Source organism: Secundilactobacillus kimchicus JCM 15530 (assembly GCF_001433995.1).
GTDB lineage: Bacteria > Bacillota > Bacilli > Lactobacillales > Lactobacillaceae > Secundilactobacillus > Secundilactobacillus kimchicus.
Map to the genome: position 1 here is coordinate 1 of NZ_AZCX01000015.1, position 22,353 is coordinate 22,353.

Sequence of the window (22,353 nt, forward strand, 5' to 3'; positions counted from 1 at the left end):
TAGGCATTAAAAAATCAAAATTTTCCTTCATTAGTAAACACTCCTCACTATTCCTTAAACCGCTTTCAATATACCATTCACTTGAGTTTGTGTAAATACTTCACAATTTTAATAAGCAGTAACATCCTGTTAAATGCTTGCTAAATCAAGTATTTAACGTGGCTCAAAAAACTCTAAAAGCTTCTGTTCATCCGATTTTCCCTAGATATCGGTGCCACGAATTTTAAATCCTGGCTTCCTAGCGCCAAAATCAACAGGGACATTTTAGACTGACTTGTGAAAACGATTATTTGCAAACGTAAATCCATGCATTTCTTGCTGCCATCGGCTAGAATTAGGTGTTGGAGTAAATTAAAAAGCCAGCCTGATCGACTGACTTTCTTCAATAATTATGATAAATTAGTAGGTCACTTGATCAAGCTTACCATTAATCACTTTTTTACCCAGAACCTCCGCTAGTTTTTCTAAGGCCGCTTCCCGGGTCGTGATTTGATCCATGTCCCAAATGATCGCATCAATCTCGCCACCCGCAAAGTCAAACTTTTCGGTATAAATGTAGCGTTTGGCGTCAGCATCTAAGAAGTACCGGTCAACTTTTTTCCCAAAGCCGACGGCCCATTCTAAGTCCTGCATTTCAGAAATTTCCTTGCGGGAGACATACCCCTGCTTGGCAATCAGGTCGGCAGCTTTCTTCACTAATGCGTCTGGAAAATCAAACGTTTTCTCCACTGCTTTAGGTTCTGCACTTTTTGTTGCCATTCTTAAGATCTCCTAATTAATGGAATTGAATACAACTTAATAGTAGCACTAATGGTCTGAAAAGTTAAAATTGTCGTCAGGACTTAAAAAAGAAGCTTGCAAGCTGTATAATTTGAGGTAGACTTCTTATACTAGGATTTTTTTAGGATTTAATGAAATGAAATGAGGAATGAATTTTTGGATAGTGGTCAGATAATAATTAATCTAATCGTTATTTTAATCACGTTCTTCTTTGCGGCATTTTTCGTTGCCTGTGAGTTTGCCCTCGTGCAAGCCAGGCCCAGTGCCCTTGAAGAATTAATTGAAAATGGGGAAGGCTCTCAAAAGCGCCTCAAGCGTTCGCTTCACATGGTCAAAAATTTGAACGAATACCTGTCAACGACTCAGGTTGGGGTGTCCCTGGCTGGGATCATCCTTGGGTGGTTAGGAGAATCAACAATCTCGGCCATCTTAATGGACGTCATGAACGTGACCCATACCAATCCGGGTGGGGCAGCCGCTCACGCGATTGGTGCCGTTGTTGGTGTGATTTTACTAACGTACTTAGAAGTGGTGTTTACCGAAATTGTTCCAAAGAACATTTCAATTGACATGCCCGTCAAAGTACTGCGTTACATCACATCTCCGCTGCACTACTGTCACGTCTTGTTCTATCCGTTTGTTTGGTTACTCAACGTTTCAGCCAACGGTGTCGTCCGGATGTTAGGCCTGCCAGTAGCTAATGAAAGTGATGAGGTCTTCTCCCAAGCCGAAATTTTATCCCTTTCAAAAAATGCCGTCGAAGGCGGTGAATTGGAAAAAGACGATTACGTGTACATGCAACGCGCCTTTGAACTTAATGATAAAGTCGCCAAAGATATCATGATTGACCGAACAGCCTTAATTGTGATTGATATCGAAACGACAGTTAAAGAGGCCATTAAGGTCTACCTCCAAGAAAAGTTTAGCCGCCTACCAGTTGTGGCGGACGGCGATAAGGATAAGATACTAGGTTACGTTTACAACTACGATCTCATCCGCCAACAACAAGTGAACCCGGACATCCGGGTTGATAAGTTATTGCGCAACATCTCCACGACCCCTGAATCAACACCCATCACTCAGGTCTTGCAACAAATGATCCGTAAGCGGACCCCAATCGTGGTCGTCGTGGATGAATACGGCGGAACGTCTGGAATTATCACCGACAAGGATATTTACGAAGAACTGTTCGGGACCGTTCGCGATGAAATTGATCCAACGGTTAATGAAGACATCTTTAAGCAACCGAACGGCACCTATCAAGTCAGTGGTAAAATGACAACTTACGACTTCGAACGCTACTTTGACGTTGATATCAAGGAATTTGAAAAAGGCGAAACGGTCACGATTGCCGGATCAATTTTGGATAACCATCCTGATCTCCGTCAGGGCGAAGTGATCAAGATCGAAAACTTCGACTTTAAGGTCTTAGATTACGAAAATTCATTTGTTAACTGGTTCGAAGTGACTGTCCACGAACCAGTAGTCGAAACTGACGAGGACGAAGACGATAAATCACGTCGCGATCGCCATAAACGTGACGACGATAATCATTAACAACTTATCTCAAAAAGGGTCTACTCGACAGCGGTTACCGCCGTTGAGTAGACCCTTTTTTGTCACCCTGTTATGAGAGATCCAAGCCCTCAGGTTTTAGGACGAATTCTTGCAACCGGTCACCAAACCGAATGACGGCATCATTCTTTCCGTGGCGTAACTGCCACATCAAGAACATGATGACGTTACTGGCATACAACTCACTCAAGTAATCCATCGGTAAGTTAGTCCGATCTGCCAAGCGAATTTTAGCAAAGTAGTCAGCGGCCGTTTTCTTCAAAATCTGCTTAAAATTCCGCTCTAAATCTGCCGTCTCCGTGTGTAGGTTAAATAGTAACAACAGGTTTTGCCGGTACTGGGTCAATGCGACAATCAAGACCCGCACGGTATTGGACCCGATCTCCGGCGTTTGGATACTGAACCGCTGCTGGACGATATCTTGAAAAATGGTGGAGTAATCCCGCACGAGCGATTCCAGCAGATCGTATTTATCGTAATAGTGACTATAGAACGTGGAACGACCAACCTTTGCCCTTTGGCTGATGTCTTGGACCGTCAATTCGTTGAATGGTTTGGTCTTCAATAACTCGAAAAAGGCTTGTTCAATCTGAGTTCGCGTTCGCCGAATTCGTAAGTCTTCGTGATCTGCCACGTTGTCACACTCCCCTTAAAAACAATTCCAAATTGTCACTATTTTAGCGTACAATGGTAATGCTACACGAGCTTTGCAATCAAAATTAATTCAAAATTAAAGCAATTCCAACTATAATAAAAAGACTGATTCAATCTATCGGAGGTCTCAAAAATGGAAAATATGCGCATTTTATTTATTTCAATCGAAGGCAACACCCGGTACTTCGTTAATAAGCTGACAGCCTACGCCGCCGGTCAGCATGACAAGAACAAGGGATTACCCACCATCAGTGCCACAGAAATCTCTGAACAAACTGATTTTACAGATGAGGTTGACCCTTACTTCTGCTTTGTTCCCACTTACCTCGACGGTGGAAACGGTATTGATAGTGGGGTAAAGGAACTCATGACCAACGTCATGGGCGAATACATTGCCTTTCACAACAACGCCCGCAAGTTGATGGGCGTTGTCGGCAGCGGTAACCGGAACTTCAACGAGCAGTATTGTCTGACCGCTAAGCGCTACGGTAAGCTTTACGATGCCCCGTTTGTCGCCGATTTCGAACTCCGAGGAACAGCAGCCGACGAGATTCGGGTGTATCGGCAGTTAGTCGAAGCCATGCAGCTCTATGAGGCTAAGTGATCCGGATACCCAGAAATCACAAGTTGATTGTTTCTGAATTCTGCTAAATACACGTCTTTGATTGATGAGACCCCCTGCCGGCGTAGGTTTTCCTCCAGCCAAGGGAGGTCTTTTTCCATCAGTTCCAACACATCAAGGTCGACGGTGCCATCCGTGATGACCGGAAATTTCACGTTTGTATCCCCGTAGTTAACAACGGTCAATTGACCACTCGGTTCCAGAATCGCCCGCTTGACAGCACTCGCATCAACCACCCCTGCCATGCGTAACTTCAGCGTCACGTCCTTTGCAGATAGGTTTGCTCGTAGACAGTTTTCAACCAGTATCTCACCATTACGAATAATTACCACTGGTTCACCGTTCAAGAACTTTTGAATAAATTGGACGTGGATGGTCAAGTACCGCATCACCAAAATAAGTAGCGACCAGAGTAGTAGGATAATCACGAACTTAATCAGCGTGATGTCTGGGTTATATAAGACCCCACCCACGATGCCCCCAAGGACGTAGTTTTGAATCTGGTCCATGGGAGACGTTGGGGCTAAATTTCCCTTTCCCATGAGATTAATGAGCACGGTAATGAATAAAAAGCCCACGATTAATTTGATAAAGACGTCACTGTATCCTAGCATTACGATTCCCCCACAACGTTCATTTTATTTCGATTGAGTTGGACCTGAATCTTCTCGGTAATGAATCCGGATTGGTCGCTATTAAAGATCACCCGGTAATACTGGCCGCTCTTAATATCACGGACCAGCATCCCGTCCGTCGCCGTCGTTGAGTCCGATTGCAAATGACTGGCCTTGACGTGGTTTTGACTCGCCACTTCACGTAGGACGCCAACCACGGCCGTACTCTGATTTTTAGAATCCTTCAAAAACGAGTAATCCTGGTATTGAAACCCAATCATCAGCAGACTCCCGATTAGGAAAATAACCGCTAGATCTCGGTATTTCACCGACGATCGGTGCCGGTAGTACAGAAATAACACGACCACAGCTGCAATAAGTAGCACGCTGAGGCCCGCAATCCGGAGATAAGTCCCCGAGTAGTTTTGATTACTGAGGTACTTATAAGTATAAAATGTCATCTTGCTCCCTCTTCTCCCACACATCATTGAAAGGATGAATTATTTTGGATAACTCTATTTTGCCACAACTTTTCAATCACCGCAGTATTCGCCAATTCACAACTGAGCCGTTGACGGCTGACGAGGTCACGACCCTCGTCAAAGCTGCCCAGCACGCACCAACCAGCACCTTTTCTCAACAATACAGCCTTTTAAGCATTACCGATCCAACGCTTAAGCATGCAATCGGTGACATCACTGGCCACCATTGGTTAGAAAGCGCTGGTCACTACTTCATTGTGATTGCAGATCAGTATCGAAATCGCCAACTTGCTCAGCAAGCTGGCGTCGATCCGGCCATTCTTCACAGTACCGACAAGTTTTTAGCAAGTGTCTTTGATGCGGCCATTGCGACCGAAAACATTGTTATTGCTGGCGAAAGCATGGGATTAGGCAGCACTATCATGGGAAGTATCCTAAACGACGCTGGCCGCCTAATTGAGCTATTGCACCTGCCCGAACTGACTTTTCCACTTTTAGGCATTGCCATTGGGCATCCCGAGCACACGCCCGACTTAAAGCCGCGATTACCCGAACCACTGGTTCACTTCACCAATCAGTATCAGCTTCCAGAGAACTTCGATAATCAGCTGATCGACTACGATGCACAACTCGCCGCTTACTACCAAAACCGGGATAGCCACCGCCGAACCGAAACATTTAGCCACCACATCACTGCGGAATTGTCACGAGATCCAAAAGTCCGCGCGGAACTGGCCACGTTGATTGGCCAGCAGGGATTTAAATTGGCTTAAGGAGTGGCTGACATTAAAATCAAAAAGCGACAGGTCTAATAAGTCTACTTTAACAAGTATTTTCTTGGGTGGACTAGTACCAAAGCTCATGTTTCAGTCGTATTGTCCAAAAAAAACCGATTCCGACAAGCTTGTCGGAATCGGTTTTTGGGGGGGGATGTCCTGAAACCTCCCGAGTTTTATCACAAGCTCATTTCAATTCACCGTCTACGATGCTTCACGACCGTAAAGAAATGCAAAATAGCGGCCAACAAGACGTAGAAGATGAAGACAAACGACGCATAGTGAAGCCAGAATCCGGTTGTCGGCGTTAAATGGAAGACCACTTGAATGCCCATGGTCAATAAAGCCATCAGAGCAACCATAAAAAAGAGCTGAATATAGCGTTTCATTGTCGAATCATCCTTTTTGATCTTAGTATTAAGCCGATTGCCCCACTTTTGACATTCGCGGGCCTTGGCTTCCGGTAGCGCCTCAAGCCCCCAGGTATTAGTCAACACCAACTCGTGAATCTTAATGACCCCAGCAGCAGACATGACCTTGTCAATCGTTCGAAAGGCTTGATCAGTCACCCCAGTGACCCAGTTTTCAATCGGGCTAGCGTAACAGTTCGTCAGGCTAAGATAGTGCTTATCCTTAAACCGATCCGGGTGTGTGCCACCCTCGTGGTCAAACCGGACTAGCCGTTGACGCATACAGTCAAAAAAGTTCTTCATTTCGCCTGATAACGCGCCCCAATACGTCGGTGCCGCAATGACCCAAATATCGCTGGCCAGCATTTTAGCTTCCAACTCATCGAGCACCGGATCGCGCTGGTCACGGGTATCCGGCTTAAAGTTGTAATCTTCTAAGTAAATCGTTTCCGTTTCATTTGGTGCTTTCACGCCGCCTAGCACCGCATCCAACATCATGGCCGTTGCGCCATCGTTTCGGTGGGCGCCAAGTATGCCGAGGATTTTCATGCTGAAGTCCTCCCACTCTTTAAGTAATGTCCTATTGTCCATGCTACCATAAGTACCATGGCAATGGTAATCGTTAAAAAGAGTGACTGGTAACTGAAGTAATCAATCATGAGACCTCCAAACAACGGTCCCACGGCCCGGCCGAGCGAGATAGAGATGTTGTAAAGCCCCTGAAACTCACCCTTGGGTGCATCTAACGATAAACTGTCGACCCAAGCAGGGAGGCCCGGGAACCCGATCATTTCGCCAATGGTCAGCACGATCATAATGACCACAAAGGTCCAGTACTGACTGGCAAATGTCAGGAGGAAAAAGGAGCTCGCGAATAATAGCGTCCCGCCTGCAATCTGCCCTGGCAATGACCGATGGGCAAACAGTCGGTTCATGATGGGCTGACCAATCACAATCATGAGTCCGTTCAACGTCCAGAGTAGGCTGTAGTCGTGAAAGGCAATGTGCAGATTCGTCATATGAACGGATAGCACACTTTCCCACAGCGAATAGCTCGCGTAAATGGTGAAGACCATCCCACACAAAATCCAGATCTGATGCAGGTTAGGCTTTGCCAGATGGTATTTCTGCCGATCACTACGCTTCACAACTGGCAGGTCAATGCGAAATTCCGTGACCATAATGAGGAACAGCGCCACGTAACACGCCGTCGTCACAACAAACACGACCGTGATGCCAAGGGCTAACAGATACCCCACCAAAAGGGTTCCAATCACCACGCCGACATTTAAGGCAATGTATAGCGCATTGAACACCTGACGGGTCGTATGGTGCTTAATGGTCGCACCAAACGAATTACTAACGGTAAGGCTAATCCCGTCGCCAAACCCAACAACGACCAGGAGAATCCCAAACATCGGCCAACCATGGCTAAAAATAAGGGCAATCATCGCTGTCAGCGAGAGGCCCGCGCCCAACAACCCCGTCTTATAAGGGGACCAGTGGTCAAAGAGCCGACCACCAACGTAGTTCCCCACCATCATCATCAATGACATGATGAGCAAGGTCATTCCAGCGGTGGTTAGTGATTTATGAAGCATTTTATTCATGTAAATCGTGGTCAGTGGCCACATAAAAGCGGCCCCGGCGTTCAGCAGTAAGGTCGCTAAAAACAACATGGGGAGCCGGATTTCATGACGGACTTTAATCATGAGCCGCCTCACCGGTCACACCACCACTGATGACTAGCTTGCCAACCATGTGACCGGCTGAAACAGTCGCATGAGCCTCGGTTAGTGTTGACGCGCTAATCCCTGCGTCAATGGTGGTTGTTAAGGTACTAACGAGCACGCCTGCGTCGAATAGCCGAGCCGCTTGCGCCAAGATCTCCCCCTGAGTCTCAACGCGGTACCCAGCATCCGACTTAGCGAACATGTATTCGAAGTCGAAACTAGCTGCCTTATTCTTAATCTGATACATCGGTAATTCAACAGGCCGTCCCACAATGCTGCCGATGTGGCCAAACGGCCGAATGAGTGCGGCTGCAACATCAAAATACAGGTCTGGCGCTAACAATAACGCCACCCCATCAACGGTGGTGAAGCCCAGATCGTGCACCTGTTGAATAAGATCATCGTGATAATCCAGCACGTGATCGACCCCGTGATTTTTGAGCCAATCAAAGTTCTTGGGACTACTCGTCGCTAACACGGTCAGACCCGCCCAGTGAGCAAGCTGTGTCAGGATTGAGCCCACACCACCAGCCCCATTCACAACCAGTAACGTGGCCCCAGAATTGGCATTGGCCGCCGCGGTAAAGCCCATTTTTTCGAACAGTAATTCGTAAGCCGTCAACGTGGTCAGTGGCATCGCTGCCGCAGCAGCATCCGTTAACCGTTCTGGTGCCAGGCTAACCAGTCGCTCATCAACCAGTTGCTTTTCTTGGTTACTCCCCGCAACTTGGGTACTACCGGCGTAGTAGACCCGGTCACCAACCTTAAACTTAGTGACGTCGGGCCCCACTTCCGCAACAACGCCCACTGCGTCATAACCGAGAATTTTAGGGGCCGTTAATCCTTCCTTTAGTTTCGTATCAACCGGGTTAACCGAAACGGCACTCACTTCAACGAGAATCCCGTGGTCCGTCACGGCCGGCTGTTGAATCAAGACGTCTTCAAACGTCTTAGCATCAGTCGCTTGGACTGCTTTAATTTCGACCATTTTGATCCCCTCCATTTTCTTTGACACTTTGATTGTATCGTAGTTTGCTAGTAAGTGGGAACCATTGGTTTGAAGATTGACTGTTCCTTATTTAACCGTTCAGAACATAATAAACCCGGAATGTTCGCCATGAACATTCCGGGTTTATCGTTGGAACTGATTGCTTGACCAGTCCCGATTGATTCAATTACTTGTTAAGTGTAAAAACGTAGTGGCCAGCCGGCGCCTTGCCAAAGCTCATCTTCACTGCTTGGTTCTTGCTGTTAACTAGGATAAACTTGTTAGCAGCCGTGTAGCGAATATAGAAGGTCGTCTTTGCACCACCCTTTGCCCGAACATTGATTGCCCAAAACGTTGGTGTCTTAGCATCAACGCTGTAAGCGGCGTTCGTCAGTGGCGCCGCCGTCTTCTTACCAAGGTAAACCCGTTGGTTCAAGCCCGTTGACTGCCGGAATGAAACGGCCATCTTGTAACCCTTGTAGGTGTTAGACGTCCATAGGCCCGTTGGGGTTGCTGGCGCCTTAAAATTTGCCGTCTTTTGTGTCCCGTTTGAAGGGGTCGTCGCACCCTTGTTGCTTGAAGTCGTGCTCGTTGTTGTGTTGGTTGCTTGGACCGTCATAATTCGGTAAAAGTAAGCCTTCGTTGAACTGTTACGAGCATAAACGTACAACTTAGTGCCCGCTTTTTGCTTAGCTGGTAACGTCACTTTGAAAGCACCAGTCTTGGCAGATGCCTGAGCATTAGCCAACGTCTTCTTACTAACGGACCGAACAATAATGCGAACGCCTTTAGTCGCCTTCCCCGTCACAATGGTGCTTGATGCGGAAATCGGGTTCACACTTAAGCTAGGGCTAGTGGCAGCCGACGCAACCTGACCAGCTCCGAAAAGGCCTAGAGCAAGCCCTAAACCTGCTACAAATCCAAATAGTTTTTTCATGAAAGTCGCTCCTTTATTTTGAGTACAAGGATGAGTATAACCGGTGCTTGTCGTAAAACCAACCTTTTTAGACAATCCTTAGCCATTTTTAATCCTGCTTAAGGATTGCTTGAGCGGGGCAGTAACCGTCACTCCTTAGCCCTTGAAAAGCGAGTCCGATTTTTGGCTGAGACCACCAGAAAATCACCAAAAAGGCACTTCACCCAACCACTTATCTTCATAAGTTGCTCGGTGAAGTGCCTTTAATTCGGTTTCGGCGGTTCCTCGGTCAGCATCAGTCGATAACGCCGCCCATTTGCTTCAAAGGGTTGCGATAAACGCTGATCTTGATCGAAGTAAACCTCAATTTTTTGGTAAACCTTACCCTTCTTATCCAGTAAGTCCAGGTGGACGCCGTACTGATTCAGTTCAAATGGGTTGCGGTTGACCACGTATCCCATACTGGTGCCATCGCGATACCGCTGCTTGATGTAGCGGTTAAGCTGCAAGGGCAGCGAAATAATTTCCACGTCTCATCATCCCCAGTTCACTAACCATGGTTAGTTGCGTGAATGGCTGTTAGAACGGCGTCGACAACCTCTTCCGGGGTTAAATCATCCGTCGCAATTTCAACATCACTCACTTCATGATACCGACTATCCCGTTCACCTTTCAAGTCCACCAGTCCGCCGAGCCCTAACTTTTTAACTAGCGGACGAACATTATCCCCACTAAGACGGCTCAGGATAGTGGCTGGCGCGACGTCTAACAAGATGACTGGCACGTTACTGGCTTGCAACAGCGCCATGTTGGCCGCCTGGATTGGGGTACCACCCCCCGTTGATAAAATACCGTCGTCAGCCAAGGCGTCCTTTAACACTTGGTGTTCCATCGCTCGGAAGGCTTGCTCACCATCGTCATCGAAAATTTGCTGAACGGGTTTGCCCGCCCGTTCCACAATCATATCATCTAAGTCCCGGTGCGCTGTTTGCAGCTCATCAGCCAATAGCTGACCCACCGTGGTTTTGCCGCTCCCCATAAACCCAACTAAAATTGCTCGCATGAGCTCACTTCCTTTTCTGAATTAATTCAACGTTTGACGGGCCCGTTGCGCCTGATCAAAAAATGCGTGAATGGCCGCTTGGTCCCCTGATTCAATCGCCTGCCGCAGCGTCGCAAGTTGTGCTTCAAAGGCGGTTAGTTCACCTAAAATGGCCTCGCGATTGCTGGTCATAATCGCCGTCCACATGGTCGGATCGGCCGCTGAAATCCGCGTGGTATCCCGAAAGCCACCAGCAGTACCGGCATGCCAGTTGGGTTCTCCGGCCAACTGCTGCTGCGCTGTATTCATCAACGTAGCCGCCACAACGTGTGGTAAATGACTGGTCGTGCTCACGAGTTGATCGTGGCGGTCAGCCGATAGTTCAATGTAGTGAAACTGGGCGGGCGCCAATAAGCCCTTAAGTATGTCGAGCTGCGCCTCTGTCGCCGTTCCCGGGACTAAAAAGTAACTGGCGTGCATAAAGAGCTGAATAGCGCCCGCTGCACTCCCAGTTTTGTGGGATCCTGCCATCGGATGGCCGCCCAAGAAGGCCACGTGGCGATCCATCAACGGCTGAGCAGCCGCCAGCACCGCGGCTTTGGTACTACCGACATCAGTCACTAGGACCCCCGGTTTTAAGTTCAGTCGCGCTAACGTTGCGAGTTGCGTTGTAATCACCGAGACCGGACCGGCCAGGATAATCACGTCAGCTTGAACCGCGCCAGTTTCAAAGTCGATTCGGTGATGCATCAACTGGTGGTCCAGCATAAACTGACTGGTATCCGAGTCTGGATCACTTCCCAACACCGTTGCGTCCGGCTTGCTTTTCCGAATCATCCGGGCAAGCGAACTGCCAATTAAGCCTAATCCGCTAATCAACACTGTCGTCATGGCTGACCCACTTCCTTAGGGAGTAACGTCGCTAAGTCGGCGAAAAAGTTGGGGTAAGAGATCCCGACACTTTCCTCGCCAGCTAACCGCAACGGCGTTGCCACTAGCAGCGACGCAATCGCCAGCACCATCCCAATCCGGTGATCGTTATGGGCGTCAAGATTGGCATCCGTGACGTGCCACGGCTGGCGGCCGTCAATCACAAAACCATCTGGTCGTTCTTCAATGGCAATCCCCAGTTTCTTAAATTCAGTCACCACCGCGCTGATTCGGTCGGTCTCCTTGACCCGGAGTTCCGAGGCCCCAATAATGGTCGAAATCCCATCAGCCTTAGCAGCTAACAATGCGACAAGTGGCAGCTCATCAATCACGGCAGGAATCGCCGTTTCACCGATTTCAATCGGCTTTAACTGGGCGGTTTCAATCGTCAAGTCCGCGACTGGTTCACCTTTGCTGGACCGCGGTACGACGGTCACTTGGCCGCCCATCCGCTGCAAAATATCTAACAAGCCCGTTCGCGTAGGGTTCATCCCAACGTTTTCCAGGGTTACTTTTGACCCGGGAACCAGGCTAGCGGCGACCATGAAAAACGCAGCCGATGACATATCCCCAGGAACGGTCATGGTTTGACCATGCAGGGTCGGATGAGGTTGCACCGTAATGGTGATGCCATCGCTAGCAGTTTGAACATCGGCGCCAAATGCATTGAGCAGGCGTTCCGTATGATCCCGAGTGGGTAACTGTTCCACGATAGTACTTGGTCCATCCGCCTGTAGCGCTGCTAGAATTAACGCACTCTTCACTTGCGCACTCGCCACTTGGAGGCGGCCGTTAAACGCGGTCAGTTGACGACCATGAACCGTGACTGGTAAATGCCCGTCGCTAGTTTCAATTTCAGCGTGCATGGCACCTAACGGGTCACTCACCCGGCGCATAGGGCGCTTTGAGAGGCTGGCATCACCAACCAACGTGCTGTCAAAGGTCTGACCAGCTAATAACCCCATGATCAAGCGGGTGGTCGTGCCAGAGTTGCCCATGTCTAACGGCGTTGAACTACCTGACAGCCCATTAAGCCCCACGCCTTCAATCGTCACCGTGTCCCCACTCCGAGAGATGGGGACGCCGAGTTGCTGAAACGCCGCTAACGTTGAGAGACAGTCAGCCGATGTTAAAAAATGGTGCAACACCGTTTGTCCCTGACTAATTGCGCCAAACATGATGCCCCGGTGGGAGATACTTTTGTCCCCCGGTACCGTTAAATGGCCTTGGAGCCCCGCCTGTGGTTTTGAATTAAGTGTCTTCATAGCCGTCTCTCCTTGCTTAGTATTGGTTAAATTCGTCGCGGTAAGCGGCCAATTGGGCTTTCAACCGAGTCATATTGCTGCCATCAAAAGTATCCGTAATCGCCTTTGCTAACTCAATGGCAACAACACTTTCAATAACGATTGAGGCTGGCACAATGGCTGTTGTATCCGAACGTTCGACGCTGGCTTTTTTAACTTCATGGGTGGTCACATCAACGCTTTGAAGTGGCTTGTATAAGGTTGGAATCGGCTTCATAGCAGCCTTGATAATCACCGGCATTCCGTTCGTCATTCCACCCTCAAAGCCACCAAGATGGTCCGAGTCCCGCGAAAACCCGGCGTCTTGTTGCCAGTCGATCTCATCCATGACCTGACTACCTAAGCTCGTGGCGGCCGTGAACCCGTCGCCAATCTCCACGCCCTTCATGGCGTTAACACCCATGACGGCGGCCGCTAACTTTGCGTCCAGCTTCGTGTCCCAACTGATGTAGCTTCCCAGACCGGCTGGGACGTTGGTCGCAACGACCCGGATAATGCCGCCGAGGGTATCCCCGTCTTTTTTGGTTTGGTCGATCAACGCGTGGATGTCGCCCACTTTGTCGTTTTCAACGACTCGTAAGTCGTTTTTTGTGATTGCCGCTTCAATCTGGTCGACATCAACTGGATTTGTGGTGTCCGCCGCAACCGGTCCAATTTGCTGAACGTAACCGACTAACTGAATGCCCAATTGTGCTAATAGCTGCTTCGCCACTGCCCCGATGGCGACTCGAATGGCCGTTTCTCGGGCCGATGACCGTTCCAACACATTTCGTAGGTCGCGGTGCCCGTACTTCATACCACCAACAAGGTCGGCGTGGCCCGGCCGTGGTCGCTCAACCTTTCGCAGGGTATTTTCAGCTGATTCTTCGGCGGTTGGGTCCATAATTTTAGACCAGTGCGCGTGATCGCGATTGTTCACCACTAAAGCAATCGGTGAACCCAGAGTCATCTGATGCCGAACGCCACCCACGATTGTGACTTGGTCATGTTCGATTTGTTGGCGGTTTCCGCGGCCGTAGCCGCCTTGTCGGGCAGCTAACTGGGCGTTAATGGCCTCGATATCAAGTTTTAAGCCGGCCGGAATGCCTTCGATGATTCCCGTTAGTTGTGGTCCGTGTGATTCTCCTGCAGTTAAGTAGTTCATGTTAAGCATCCTTTCCGTTACTCGTTTGAAGTGCACCGCGGCCATCCTGACTGAGGTCAGCGTCGGTCCGGGCATTAGATAAATCATGTTGGTAGTCACGTGAGGCACTCATGACAGTCTTGTAAATTTCTTGCATGTACGGTTTTGTTCGCTGGTTCGGATCAAAGTGGGCCACCCGTTCGAGTACCCGCTCTTCTCGACTTGCATCTAGTACGGGCAAGTGGGCTTCTTGTTTGGCTTCATTAACTGCTGTCACAGCATCAAACCGCTTGGCCAGCAACCGAACAATCAGCCGGTCCAGGTGATTAATGCGTTGACGAGCAGCTGTTAACGACGTTTGTTTCCCCAGAGCCCACCAGACAATCAGCACCATGACCAACCCGATAATACCGACCAGGATGTCTGACCCAAGGGCGCTAGCAATGCTTTGCTTCGACAGCCAACCCGTGAAAATCGGCACGGTAAAGGTCGCAATACTGCCGAAAGTGAAGTAAGTTCCCGTAACCAGTCCTTTGTGAGCGGGATAGAGTCGCAAGAATAAGTTTAAAGCAACTTGCATCATCCCCCCTGCCGCCGTAAACCCAAAGATAAAGGCCGCAGCAGCCGTTAACCATTCCTGATGGGTGTTCAACATGACAACCAGTGCTAACAACGAGACGGCATTGGCAACGACCAACAAGCGCGTTTCTGAAACTTGCCGCCGCAACAGGATGAAAATAACGATAACCCCCGTGATTGAGCCAATGCTGTAGAGTGACAGCAACCCGTGAGCAACAATCCCGCTGTAACCCAGTTCATTTGTCGCAAACAAAGTGATCCACTGAGTGAACAAAATCATAATGGCCATGGTTGTGTACCCATAGATTGAAAGGGCAACGGTCGCCAACCAACGTTGGTTTTTAGGGAGTTGTGTGGCGGTCACAACGTCTTGCTGATCCGTTCGATTTCGCTCAGGGAAGGTGACCCGTGTCACTAATCCCAAGTTAATCACCAAAATGGTCGCCGCTAACATGAATGACCAACCATACCACCAACTCCGAGCTTCAAGCAGCGTCACCAGTAGCGGTAAGATGAACTCACCCAGTGACATGAAGGCTTTAATGAAGACGTTTGAAGCACTTTCCTTTCCACCCATTTCCATGAACGTGGGGTAAGTTCCCGAATCAAGGGCGGAATTAGCAATTCCGGCTAAAATAGCTAACCCATAGGCCGCCGTAATGTTAGTCACAAGTGGCATTCCCAAGAAGAAGACCAGATAAGTTAAAATCCCAACGTAAATCAAAAACTTGCGGCCAAACCGGTCTGACAGGTACCCAAACGTAAAGTAAGCCAGCAAGCGGCCAATTCCAATCCCCGATACCACGTAGGAAACGGTCGCAATAGGCACATTCCAAAAGTGACCTAGTGCCTGCATATTTTGAGTCAAGATAATCAGGCCAATTCCGTGGACGAGGTAGTTCAGGTAAAGGCTGATGGCTAAAGCTTTCTTGTTGGTAGTTGTCATGATGGTCACTCCGTTCATTTTATGTAGGAAAAAGAAAAAACCAGCTAGAGCGCACTCTAGCTGGTTGGTTTTATCCCGTAAGAGACTTTTATTCACCAGCTAGATCTCACGTCTAGCTGGCACACAACAAAACATACGGCATGCTGGCTTTAGACGCGAACGCGTAATCCTTGCGCCCGCATCATCGTTGCGGACGCTATCTAAAGAAATAATAGCCGTAATAAAAGCCGTTAGCGTTTTGCCAAGTTGTTGTCATGTTGAAGTCCCTCCCATAAATGTTATTTTTATTAAAACATACTACCAAAATCACGTCAACCCTAATTTAATTTTAATTTTCTTCAGGGGTCCAGTATCCCGCCTGGATTCGGTCAAACAACGTGACCAGTTGCTTAGTCTCTAAGACATCGTGAACCCTCAAGATTCGTCCACCTTGCTTCATCATCAAGGCCTCGTTCACCAGGGTCATTGGGAGCCGTTCGGTCTTTTTTAAGTCCAGTAATTTGGCTAGATATCCCTTATTAGAGATTGCAATCATGAGTGGCCGATTAAAGTCGTTAAACCAGGCCATGTTTCGCATCATTGGGTAGTCCAGCTGTGAATCAGCCACGTTCGAAAACCCAATGCCAGGATCCAACGCAATCCGCCGTTCGTCAACTCCCGCTGCTTTAAGTTTTTGGAGGTTGTCTTTGAAGAATTGCCGCATTTCCGCTGTCAGCCGGGAAAAATTGTGCTGCCGCATGTTCAACATCGTCAACACGCCAACCGTGCTTTGACCCATCATGGTTAATTTAATCGGATCGTCATCAAAACTATTGATGTCGTTCATGATATCAACGTCCGCATCAAGAGCCGCCGCCATAACTGCTGGTTTATAGGTATCAATGGCCACTAAAACGTCGCCAAACCGTTGCTTAATGGCTTTAATGTACGGAATTGTGCGTTGAATCTCGACTTCTGGTGAGACCTCTTCATACCCCGGCCGCGTTGATTGGCCGTTGACTTCAATCACGTCAGCGCCTGCTGCCAGCATGGCGTCGACGTGGCTGAGAACCGCGTCTTCGGTCGTATAACGGCCGCCGTCGTAAAAGGAATCTGGTGTGATGTTCATAATGGCGTAAATTAACCCGTGGTTCGTCAGATCAAGACGACGGGACCCCACTTGCCAGATCAATTGGTGCCGGGCCAAAATTGCCGCCAGATCGGTGGCACCATCAGCATCTTGGAACCAATCGGAAAAGTGGTCCCGCAACTGACTAATAGCGGGTGACGGTAATAAGACCGTCAGTGGCGTTTGAGTCACAAAAATAGCATCCAGCTGGGCCAACCGCAAATGCAGGCGGTCAGCTTCGGTGGTGCTGACATCTAGGAAGCATAATGCCAATAGCTGTTGCTGACTCATAAGCTGGCGAAACGCGGATTGTAGCCCTGATTGCTCGCCAATTGTCGTGGTCACATCGGTAATTTGCATGGTTAATCACCCTCCTGAGTTAAACTTGCAACTAACTGCTTGGCAGCCCGACCACGATGCGTTAACGGAATTCGCGTTTTATCCGACAATTCCGCCAGGGTCGGTCCGCCCAACGCTAACGTGAAGATTCTGTCAAACCCAGTGGATTGATCACCAACTGGGGCTGGGGCAATATAGCCTGATACCGTGCCAGTAGCGGTCGTTAACCGGCCATGAGGTGTCACGGCGACCAGGGTACACCACATCGTAGCACGGCGGTCTGACTGACCAGCTAAAGCGGCCAAAATAGCCTGATTATCACTAAGATTCGACTGTGCATGCAGCGTCCGCTTGGTCGTCACCCCCAAAGCAGATTGTCCAAGCGCCGCTAGTGTCAAACCACTATCATCAGCAATCACACCAGTATCTGGGACCAAGGCCGCCAGATACTTGACCTTTGCTGTCGCGTTGTCTTGGTAGCTCGTCACGCCTTCTTCTGGGAATGCGACGGGCGCCATCAGCGTCTGATACGAGGCCGCTGACAACCCGTAGTAGGCCAACGCTAGTTGCAAGTCAGCCGTTTTATATAAATTATTAGAGGCAATGAGCCAGTTAGTCATCATGATCAGCTGCCCCGGTTGCCAGTTCAGCCACCTCACGAGCCACGTAAAAGGACCCGCTGACAACCACGAGGCCGTCCGGTCCAGCTAACTGACGACCATGCTCGAGTGCTTCAGCCATACTCGTCGCTGCCGCCACTCGGGCACCAGGCGTCTGCGCCAGGATACACTTCGCCAAGGTCACCGCCGACATTGCCCGTTGCGGGTTATCCGGGGTGACTGTAATGATGGCCTTTGCTGCTGGCGTCACAATGGCGACCATATCGGCGACCGCCTTGTCTGCCAAGACACCTAGGATCCAAATAATCGGTTTATCAGCCGCCAGCATCGACACGCTCTGAACAAGGGCCGTCATCCCGTCCGGATTATGGGCCACATCCAATAGGGTCAACGGTCGCTGCCCAATGGGTGTCAGCCGATCTGGTAGCTGAATTTGTTGAAGTCCCGTCCGCACCGCAGCGTCTGAGATGGCGGCTTTTTTCTGGCGTAACACCGACAAAACTGCTAGCGCCAATCGTAAATTTTGAAGTTGAAACACACCGATGACGTTCAACCGCAGATTAGGCCAGGACTGGTCATCTCCAGTGACGTTAACGGTCATTTCATCATCTGAAATCGCCTGAACCGTGATGTCGGCCTGGGCTAAGATGAGGGGCACCGCCTGTTTAGTGGCCTCTTTTTGCAGGACCCTTAACGCATCTGGCGCCTGATCTCCCAACGTTACCACGGTTGTCCCGGGTTTAATAATCTTGGATTTTTGGATCGCAATTTTTTCAATGGTGTCCCCTAAAATCTGCATATGGTCCAACGCCACTTTATTAAAAACGGTCAACTGGGGGGCACTGATTGCATTTGTCGCATCCGTTTTCCCACCTAATCCCGCTTCCAAAATCATATAGTCCACGCGCTGATTACGAAACCAAACAATGCTAATGAGGAACTGCCACTCAAAGATGGAAATGGCATTCACACTGAGCCCCATGTTTTGGACCACTGGCAAGATTTCCGTATAAGTATCAATAAAGTCCGCTTCCGAAATCCACTGATTATTGATCTGAATTTGTTCTCGATCATCTAAAATGGCAGGGCTACTAAAGCGCCCGACCTTAAATCCAGCCGCTTGTAAAACCGCCGCAAGCATGGCCCCCGTTGATCCCTTCCCGTTAGTTCCAGCGATGTGAATAACGTGGGCGTGTTGTTCGGGATGACTTAAAGCAGCCACCAGACGGCGCAATAACGGCACCCGATTAACGTTGCCGACGAGCCGGTCCTGATTAAACTGGCCGATCAGTGCTTGGTACATTTCGTGAATGGTTTGCTTGGTTGGCATATTTATCACCCAATCGTTCGTTGTAAAAACTCACTTTTCAAGGCATTATTCGTTTTAAATTCACCGGTGTAATAGCTGGTCTCAGTGTGGGAACCCGTCTTTTCAACGCCGCGCATTTCCATGCACATATGCCGCGCTGAGACCGCAACTGCAACGCCTTTGGGGTCCAAAATCCGCGTCAATTCGGCGGCAATGTTAACGGTCATTCGCTCTTGAACGTTTGGCCGCTTGGCGCAGTAGTCAATTAACCGGGGAATCTTACTTAACCCCATGACTTGCTTGTGGTTAGGAATATAGGCCACATGAACGACCCCGAAAAACGGTAGTAGGTGATGTTCACACATTGAGTAAAACGAGATGTCTTTGATCAGCACCATTTCAGTGGTTTCCTCAACCGGAAATAGTTTGTAGTTATCAAAGGCTGGTGCGTTCAACGAGGAAAACACTTCCTGATACATTCTAGCCACTCGAGCCGGGGTTTCTTGCAGGCCATCACGAGTCGGATCTTCACCCACGGCTTCTAAAATCATCTTGACCGCCGTTTCAATTTTTGCTTGGTTTTCTTCATTAATCATAGTGTAGGGTCACTTCTCCTAGCTTTTTGATCCAGCTCTCGTCGCCGCCAGTTGCTAAGAACCGGTCGACAAGGTTGCTAATATCCGGATCGTCAATCGCAATATCTTTAATCGGTCGCAATACAAAATTGCGTTCACTAGCCCGCGGATGGGGAATCTCCAGGTCGCGCGTATGAATCGTTTGAAGTCCCCAATAAATAATGTCTAAATCAATTGTCCGGGGTCCCCAATGCTCATGCCGAATACGGTGGAGACCTCTTTCAATTTCATGAAGAACTGTTAACAGCGCCTCGGGGTCTAGGTCGGTCGTAATGGCAACCGCAATATTATAGAAATTTTCCTGATCCAGTAGCCCCCAAGGTTGCGTTTCGTACACGGGGGACACACGAACGACCGTGATGTGTTCGTTCGCGTTTAATTCACGCAGCGCGTCGTTAAGCCGAGCCGCGCGATCACCAATATTTGAGCCAATACTAAGATAAATTCGTTCAGCCATTTTGTCCTCCTGAAACTTCGATTTCGACATCGTCAAAAATTCCCGGCATCGGGACACTATACTTGCGGATCTTCAGCGTCACGCGTTCTGCCGGAAACTGATTTAACAGGGCCTTCAATAATTCGTTGGCCAGCGACTCAATTAACTTATAGGAATGCTCGTGCACGAAACGGTCAATCACATCACGCACATCCGCATAACTGATGGTTGTACTCAATTCATCATCATGCACCCGGGTTTCAATCGGATAATCCAAAAAAACGTCAATTGCGAGTTGCTGACCGTTTCGCCGCTCCTCTGGCAAGACACCATTAAAGGTATGGAACCGTAAATTATGAATGCGAATAACTCCCACGCTGTCGTCCCCTTCGTTATTTCTAATATAGTCTATCACGTCTCACAGCTACCGTCAGATACGCGGTCTAGCGGCGCGGCACCGTCAGGGCATCGTAGAGAAGGTCAACGTCTTGCGTTAACGTCTCAGCCACCGCATCATAGCGTTTTTCGGCCTTGGCAACGGGATCTCCGTCGCGAACGGCTTGCGCATAGTCCATCGCTAACCGACTGACATCAGCAGCGTCCAAGATGGCTTGCGTCGCACTAGCGGCGTTGATTCCCCGATAATGCCGCAGTTCGTTAAAGGCCTTGTCCCGCTCTTCTTTCAGCCCTTCTGTTCGCAGCTGGCGGTCGCTCGCCACGTCTTGACCGGGCTTTGCATCATGGACAATTGAATCGGCAACGGCCCGAGTCGCTTGTAGGTTGGCCAATAACAGATCACGAACGACCTGACCGCTAACGTCTCGCTTTTGAATCGTTACTTCCCCATCAGCCGGTGTGTGTGGCTCACGGTGCGGTGACTGAGCGTTGCTACATCCAGCCAACAGGCCAGACGTCAGTATTGCGACCATTATCAGTATCCGTTTCATGACGAACCTCCAAGCGCGATAAGTTTTAAAACTCTATAGCACCAATCATACCAAAAATTCCATCCTTTGACGTCCTAGTCTGGCCGGTTTTTCTATTTTAGTGCACTGGGGGTGCATTTCTGTCAAAAGTTGTTACACTAGAAAGAGCCGAACCAAATTGGAAAGGAAGCGTCGAAATGAATAATCCAAACTTCAAATACCCTGATACTGCGGCCTACAACTTCATCATGCAGTACCTCGAACAAAAGCAGATTCACATTGCTGATATCGCTTCAATCACCTACAATATCCAAAAACAGTACCTGCCACAGCTAACAGAGGAAGAAGCCGTCTCTGCGGTGGTTGACGTGCTGCATAAGCGGGAAGTCATGAACAACGCCATGGTCGGGATTGCGCTGGATCAAGCGGCCTCAGCCAACCAACTCCCAGAACCTCTCCAGGCCATCGTAGAAAATGACGCGGGCGTCTTTGGCGTCGACGAACTGTTAGCCGAAGGTGGGATTTCCGGAATATACGGCAAGATTGCCACCACAAACTTCGGTTATTTAGATAAGGAAAAACACGGCATCTTAAAGCGCCTGGACACCGTAAAGGGCAAGGGCGTCAATACGTTCTTGGACGATATTATAGCGGCGGTGGCAGCGGCGGCGGGAGCGAAGATAGCGCATAAGTACGCATAGAGTGTGGAGCAAGGCGGTTAAACCGCAGAATGTAAGGGGGATAGGTAGAAACTCTGGGCTTTGAGTTTTTGCCTATTCCCCTTACATGGCCGCGGTTTGCCTTGCGGAACACGTTTAGAGTGTGGAACAGCACGGTTAACTCCCGGAGTATAAGGGCGATAGCCGGAAGCTCCCGGACCTGGAGGTTTTGGCTATCGTGCTTATACAGGAGGGAGTTGCGCTGTGGAGCACGTTTAGAGTGCGGAACAAGACGGGTTGATTGCGGAGGGTAAGCGGGGAACTCGGAAAATCCCGGGCTTGGATTTTTTGAGTTTTTCGCTTACCTAGTAGCAATCAGTCTTGTGGAGCACTTTTAGAGTGTGGAACAGCACGTTTATAGTGCAGACAATATTCTCCGCCAAAGCCCTAAAAACATCTCAAATCAAAGGAACCCATCACATGTCAAACCATCCAAAAAATTCCCACTACGTCAATGTAGTGGGAACTCGTTCACGCGACCACTTAAGGTTTCAACGTGGGTTAAAGCTGGGCCGCTTCGCAAAGTGGCATTAGATCCTTGAGGTCGTCAACAGATGACCCATTTTCCATGAAGCAATTAACCATATCTAGCCAATAAAGGTCTTTGTCTGAGAAACCGGCGCTTGCATCCTTTGTTGGGAGCAAGCCAGCGGCTGTATACGTCGCAATTTTTTCTGCCAGCACACCAGACTTGGCTGCTAATTGTTCCAGAGTCATAGCCCTACCTGTCCTTTCCTAAATTCAAGAACAGTTTACTCTGATTTTAGTGAAAAGCAACCCTTTTAAT

Annotated in this window: 26 protein-coding genes; 4 read left to right on the plus strand and 22 right to left on the minus strand. The window is 49.1% G+C overall.

From position 1 onward, the window contains the following. Positions 1-399: 399 nt before the first annotated feature. Positions 400-759, minus strand: coding sequence for a hypothetical protein (locus tag FC96_RS11960; protein WP_056943176.1), 360 nt, complete (start codon positions 757-759; stop codon positions 400-402). 177 nt (positions 760-936) lie between these two features. Between FC96_RS11960 and FC96_RS11965 the strand changes: the two genes are divergently transcribed. Continuing rightward, the gene (locus FC96_RS11965; RefSeq protein ID WP_082593649.1) at positions 937-2,337 is read left to right on the plus strand and encodes a hemolysin family protein; all 1,401 of its coding nucleotides are present in this window, start codon (positions 937-939) and stop codon (positions 2,335-2,337) included. 70 nt (positions 2,338-2,407) lie between these two features. Here FC96_RS11965 and FC96_RS11970 read toward each other — a convergent pair whose 3' ends face one another. Then, complete coding sequence (locus tag FC96_RS11970; protein WP_055679900.1) at positions 2,408-2,989, minus strand: TetR/AcrR family transcriptional regulator; 582 nt, start codon at positions 2,987-2,989, stop codon at positions 2,408-2,410. Positions 2,990-3,142: 153 nt separating this feature from the next. On the opposite strand from FC96_RS11970, the gene nrdI reads away from it, so the two are divergent. Next, a complete protein-coding gene (nrdI, locus tag FC96_RS11975; RefSeq protein WP_055679901.1) occupies positions 3,143-3,613 on the plus strand; it encodes a class Ib ribonucleoside-diphosphate reductase assembly flavoprotein NrdI in 471 nt (156 codons plus the stop codon). On the opposite strand, the gene FC96_RS11980 is transcribed toward nrdI, so the two are convergent. Together FC96_RS11980 and FC96_RS11985 are read right to left on the minus strand one after the other, a co-directional pair. Further along, a complete protein-coding gene (locus tag FC96_RS11980; protein WP_055679902.1) occupies positions 3,598-4,245 on the minus strand; it encodes a DUF421 domain-containing protein in 648 nt (215 codons plus the stop codon). The two genes, nrdI and FC96_RS11980, sit on opposite strands and share 16 nt — an antisense overlap. Then, a complete protein-coding gene (locus FC96_RS11985) occupies positions 4,245-4,706 on the minus strand; it encodes a DUF3290 family protein (protein ID WP_055679903.1) in 462 nt (153 codons plus the stop codon). Before FC96_RS11985 ends, FC96_RS11980 begins: the two co-directional genes overlap by 1 nt. Positions 4,707-4,750: 44 nt before the next feature. Between FC96_RS11985 and FC96_RS11990 the strand changes: the two genes are divergently transcribed. Next, on the plus strand, positions 4,751-5,500 hold the full coding sequence (locus FC96_RS11990) for an NADPH-dependent oxidoreductase (protein ID WP_055679904.1): 750 nt from the start codon (positions 4,751-4,753) through the stop codon (positions 5,498-5,500). Positions 5,501-5,700: 200 nt separating this feature from the next. On the opposite strand, the gene FC96_RS11995 is transcribed toward FC96_RS11990, so the two are convergent. From FC96_RS11995 to FC96_RS12075, 17 genes are all read right to left on the minus strand, one after another. Next, entirely contained in the window at positions 5,701-6,462 is a 762-nt protein-coding gene (locus FC96_RS11995; protein ID WP_056943178.1) for a flavodoxin family protein, read from the minus strand. Further along, positions 6,459-7,625: an MDR family MFS transporter gene (locus FC96_RS12000; RefSeq protein WP_056943179.1), complete on the minus strand. Its 1,167-nt coding sequence runs from the start codon at positions 7,623-7,625 to the stop codon at positions 6,459-6,461. Before FC96_RS12000 ends, FC96_RS11995 begins: the two co-directional genes overlap by 4 nt. Further along, positions 7,618-8,634: a zinc-binding alcohol dehydrogenase family protein gene (locus FC96_RS12005; RefSeq protein ID WP_235804765.1), complete on the minus strand. Its 1,017-nt coding sequence runs from the start codon at positions 8,632-8,634 to the stop codon at positions 7,618-7,620. Before FC96_RS12005 ends, FC96_RS12000 begins: the two co-directional genes overlap by 8 nt. 187 nt (positions 8,635-8,821) lie before the next feature. Continuing rightward, positions 8,822-9,571 (minus strand): Ig-like domain-containing protein, encoded by a 750-nt coding sequence (locus FC96_RS12010; RefSeq protein WP_055679906.1) that lies wholly within the window; start codon positions 9,569-9,571, stop codon positions 8,822-8,824. Positions 9,572-9,813: 242 nt separating this feature from the next. After that, complete coding sequence (locus FC96_RS12015) at positions 9,814-10,080, minus strand: hypothetical protein (RefSeq protein ID WP_055679907.1); 267 nt, start codon at positions 10,078-10,080, stop codon at positions 9,814-9,816. 20 nt (positions 10,081-10,100) lie between these two features. Beyond that, entirely contained in the window at positions 10,101-10,613 is a 513-nt protein-coding gene (locus FC96_RS12020; RefSeq protein WP_055679908.1) for a shikimate kinase, read from the minus strand. 21 nt (positions 10,614-10,634) lie between these two features. Further along, positions 10,635-11,483 carry a prephenate dehydrogenase gene (locus FC96_RS12025; RefSeq protein ID WP_056943180.1) on the minus strand — a complete coding sequence of 283 codons (849 nt, stop codon included), beginning with the start codon at positions 11,481-11,483 and terminating at the stop codon, positions 10,635-10,637. Further along, complete coding sequence (gene aroA / locus FC96_RS12030; protein WP_056943181.1) at positions 11,480-12,787, minus strand: 3-phosphoshikimate 1-carboxyvinyltransferase; 1,308 nt, start codon at positions 12,785-12,787, stop codon at positions 11,480-11,482. Before aroA ends, FC96_RS12025 begins: the two co-directional genes overlap by 4 nt. A 16-nt stretch (positions 12,788-12,803) precedes the next feature. Further along, the gene (gene aroC, locus FC96_RS12035; RefSeq protein ID WP_056943182.1) at positions 12,804-13,970 is read right to left on the minus strand and encodes a chorismate synthase; all 1,167 of its coding nucleotides are present in this window, start codon (positions 13,968-13,970) and stop codon (positions 12,804-12,806) included. A gap of 1 nt (position 13,971) precedes the next feature. Then, complete coding sequence (locus FC96_RS12040) at positions 13,972-15,474, minus strand: MFS transporter (RefSeq protein WP_056943183.1); 1,503 nt, start codon at positions 15,472-15,474, stop codon at positions 13,972-13,974. 328 nt (positions 15,475-15,802) lie between these two features. Then, a complete protein-coding gene (folP, locus tag FC96_RS12045) occupies positions 15,803-16,942 on the minus strand; it encodes a dihydropteroate synthase (RefSeq protein ID WP_056943184.1) in 1,140 nt (379 codons plus the stop codon). A 2-nt stretch (positions 16,943-16,944) separates the two neighbouring features. Continuing rightward, positions 16,945-17,544 carry a non-canonical purine NTP pyrophosphatase gene (locus FC96_RS12050; RefSeq protein ID WP_055679909.1) on the minus strand — a complete coding sequence of 200 codons (600 nt, stop codon included), beginning with the start codon at positions 17,542-17,544 and terminating at the stop codon, positions 16,945-16,947. Continuing rightward, the gene (locus FC96_RS12055; RefSeq protein ID WP_056943185.1) at positions 17,534-18,871 is read right to left on the minus strand and encodes a bifunctional folylpolyglutamate synthase/dihydrofolate synthase; all 1,338 of its coding nucleotides are present in this window, start codon (positions 18,869-18,871) and stop codon (positions 17,534-17,536) included. Before FC96_RS12055 ends, FC96_RS12050 begins: the two co-directional genes overlap by 11 nt. A 5-nt stretch (positions 18,872-18,876) precedes the next feature. After that, positions 18,877-19,446, minus strand: a complete 570-nt coding sequence (gene folE, locus FC96_RS12060; RefSeq protein ID WP_055679910.1) for a GTP cyclohydrolase I FolE — start codon at positions 19,444-19,446, stop codon at positions 18,877-18,879. Then, on the minus strand, positions 19,439-19,942 hold the full coding sequence (gene folK, locus FC96_RS12065) for a 2-amino-4-hydroxy-6-hydroxymethyldihydropteridine diphosphokinase (protein WP_055679911.1): 504 nt from the start codon (positions 19,940-19,942) through the stop codon (positions 19,439-19,441). Before folK ends, folE begins: the two co-directional genes overlap by 8 nt. Beyond that, entirely contained in the window at positions 19,935-20,297 is a 363-nt protein-coding gene (gene folB / locus FC96_RS12070; protein WP_056943186.1) for a dihydroneopterin aldolase, read from the minus strand. The genes folK and folB overlap by 8 nt, the downstream gene beginning before the upstream one ends. A gap of 67 nt (positions 20,298-20,364) precedes the next feature. After that, positions 20,365-20,868 carry a hypothetical protein gene (locus tag FC96_RS12075; RefSeq protein WP_056943187.1) on the minus strand — a complete coding sequence of 168 codons (504 nt, stop codon included), beginning with the start codon at positions 20,866-20,868 and terminating at the stop codon, positions 20,365-20,367. A 176-nt stretch (positions 20,869-21,044) separates the two neighbouring features. Between FC96_RS12075 and FC96_RS12080 the strand changes: the two genes are divergently transcribed. Beyond that, a complete protein-coding gene (locus FC96_RS12080; protein ID WP_055679913.1) occupies positions 21,045-21,548 on the plus strand; it encodes a phosphatidylglycerophosphatase A family protein in 504 nt (167 codons plus the stop codon). A 519-nt stretch (positions 21,549-22,067) separates the two neighbouring features. Here FC96_RS12080 and FC96_RS12085 read toward each other — a convergent pair. Then, on the minus strand, positions 22,068-22,283 hold the full coding sequence (locus FC96_RS12085) for a MerR family transcriptional regulator (protein WP_055679914.1): 216 nt from the start codon (positions 22,281-22,283) through the stop codon (positions 22,068-22,070). Between the last annotated feature and the right edge of the window lie 70 nt (positions 22,284-22,353).

What these genes read in the sequence shown, in the direction of transcription:
- FC96_RS11960 (WP_056943176.1), bottom strand. Translation starts at nt 759, where the DNA reads ATGGCAACAAAAAGTGCAGAACCTAAAGCAGTGGAGAAAACGTTTGAT.
- nrdI (WP_055679901.1), top strand. Translation starts at nt 3,143, where the DNA reads ATGGAAAATATGCGCATTTTATTTATTTCAATCGAAGGCAACACCCGG.
- FC96_RS11980 (WP_055679902.1), bottom strand. Translation starts at nt 4,245, where the DNA reads ATGCTAGGATACAGTGACGTCTTTATCAAATTAATCGTGGGCTTTTTA.
- FC96_RS11985 (WP_055679903.1), bottom strand. Translation starts at nt 4,706, where the DNA reads ATGACATTTTATACTTATAAGTACCTCAGTAATCAAAACTACTCGGGG.
- FC96_RS11995 (WP_056943178.1), bottom strand. Translation starts at nt 6,462, where the DNA reads ATGAAAATCCTCGGCATACTTGGCGCCCACCGAAACGATGGCGCAACG.
- FC96_RS12000 (WP_056943179.1), bottom strand. Translation starts at nt 7,625, where the DNA reads ATGATTAAAGTCCGTCATGAAATCCGGCTCCCCATGTTGTTTTTAGCG.
- FC96_RS12005 (WP_235804765.1), bottom strand. Translation starts at nt 8,634, where the DNA reads ATGGTCGAAATTAAAGCAGTCCAAGCGACTGATGCTAAGACGTTTGAA.
- FC96_RS12010 (WP_055679906.1), bottom strand. Translation starts at nt 9,571, where the DNA reads ATGAAAAAACTATTTGGATTTGTAGCAGGTTTAGGGCTTGCTCTAGGC.
- FC96_RS12020 (WP_055679908.1), bottom strand. Translation starts at nt 10,613, where the DNA reads ATGCGAGCAATTTTAGTTGGGTTTATGGGGAGCGGCAAAACCACGGTG.
- FC96_RS12025 (WP_056943180.1), bottom strand. Translation starts at nt 11,483, where the DNA reads ATGACGACAGTGTTGATTAGCGGATTAGGCTTAATTGGCAGTTCGCTT.
- aroA (WP_056943181.1), bottom strand. Translation starts at nt 12,787, where the DNA reads ATGAAGACACTTAATTCAAAACCACAGGCGGGGCTCCAAGGCCATTTA.
- aroC (WP_056943182.1), bottom strand. Translation starts at nt 13,970, where the DNA reads ATGAACTACTTAACTGCAGGAGAATCACACGGACCACAACTAACGGGA.
- FC96_RS12040 (WP_056943183.1), bottom strand. Translation starts at nt 15,474, where the DNA reads ATGACAACTACCAACAAGAAAGCTTTAGCCATCAGCCTTTACCTGAAC.
- folP (WP_056943184.1), bottom strand. Translation starts at nt 16,942, where the DNA reads ATGCAAATTACCGATGTGACCACGACAATTGGCGAGCAATCAGGGCTA.
- FC96_RS12050 (WP_055679909.1), bottom strand. Translation starts at nt 17,544, where the DNA reads ATGATGACTAACTGGCTCATTGCCTCTAATAATTTATATAAAACGGCT.
- FC96_RS12055 (WP_056943185.1), bottom strand. Translation starts at nt 18,871, where the DNA reads ATGCCAACCAAGCAAACCATTCACGAAATGTACCAAGCACTGATCGGC.
- folE (WP_055679910.1), bottom strand. Translation starts at nt 19,446, where the DNA reads ATGATTAATGAAGAAAACCAAGCAAAAATTGAAACGGCGGTCAAGATG.
- folK (WP_055679911.1), bottom strand. Translation starts at nt 19,942, where the DNA reads ATGGCTGAACGAATTTATCTTAGTATTGGCTCAAATATTGGTGATCGC.
- FC96_RS12075 (WP_056943187.1), bottom strand. Translation starts at nt 20,868, where the DNA reads ATGAAACGGATACTGATAATGGTCGCAATACTGACGTCTGGCCTGTTG.
- FC96_RS12080 (WP_055679913.1), top strand. Translation starts at nt 21,045, where the DNA reads ATGAATAATCCAAACTTCAAATACCCTGATACTGCGGCCTACAACTTC.
- FC96_RS12085 (WP_055679914.1), bottom strand. Translation starts at nt 22,283, where the DNA reads ATGACTCTGGAACAATTAGCAGCCAAGTCTGGTGTGCTGGCAGAAAAA.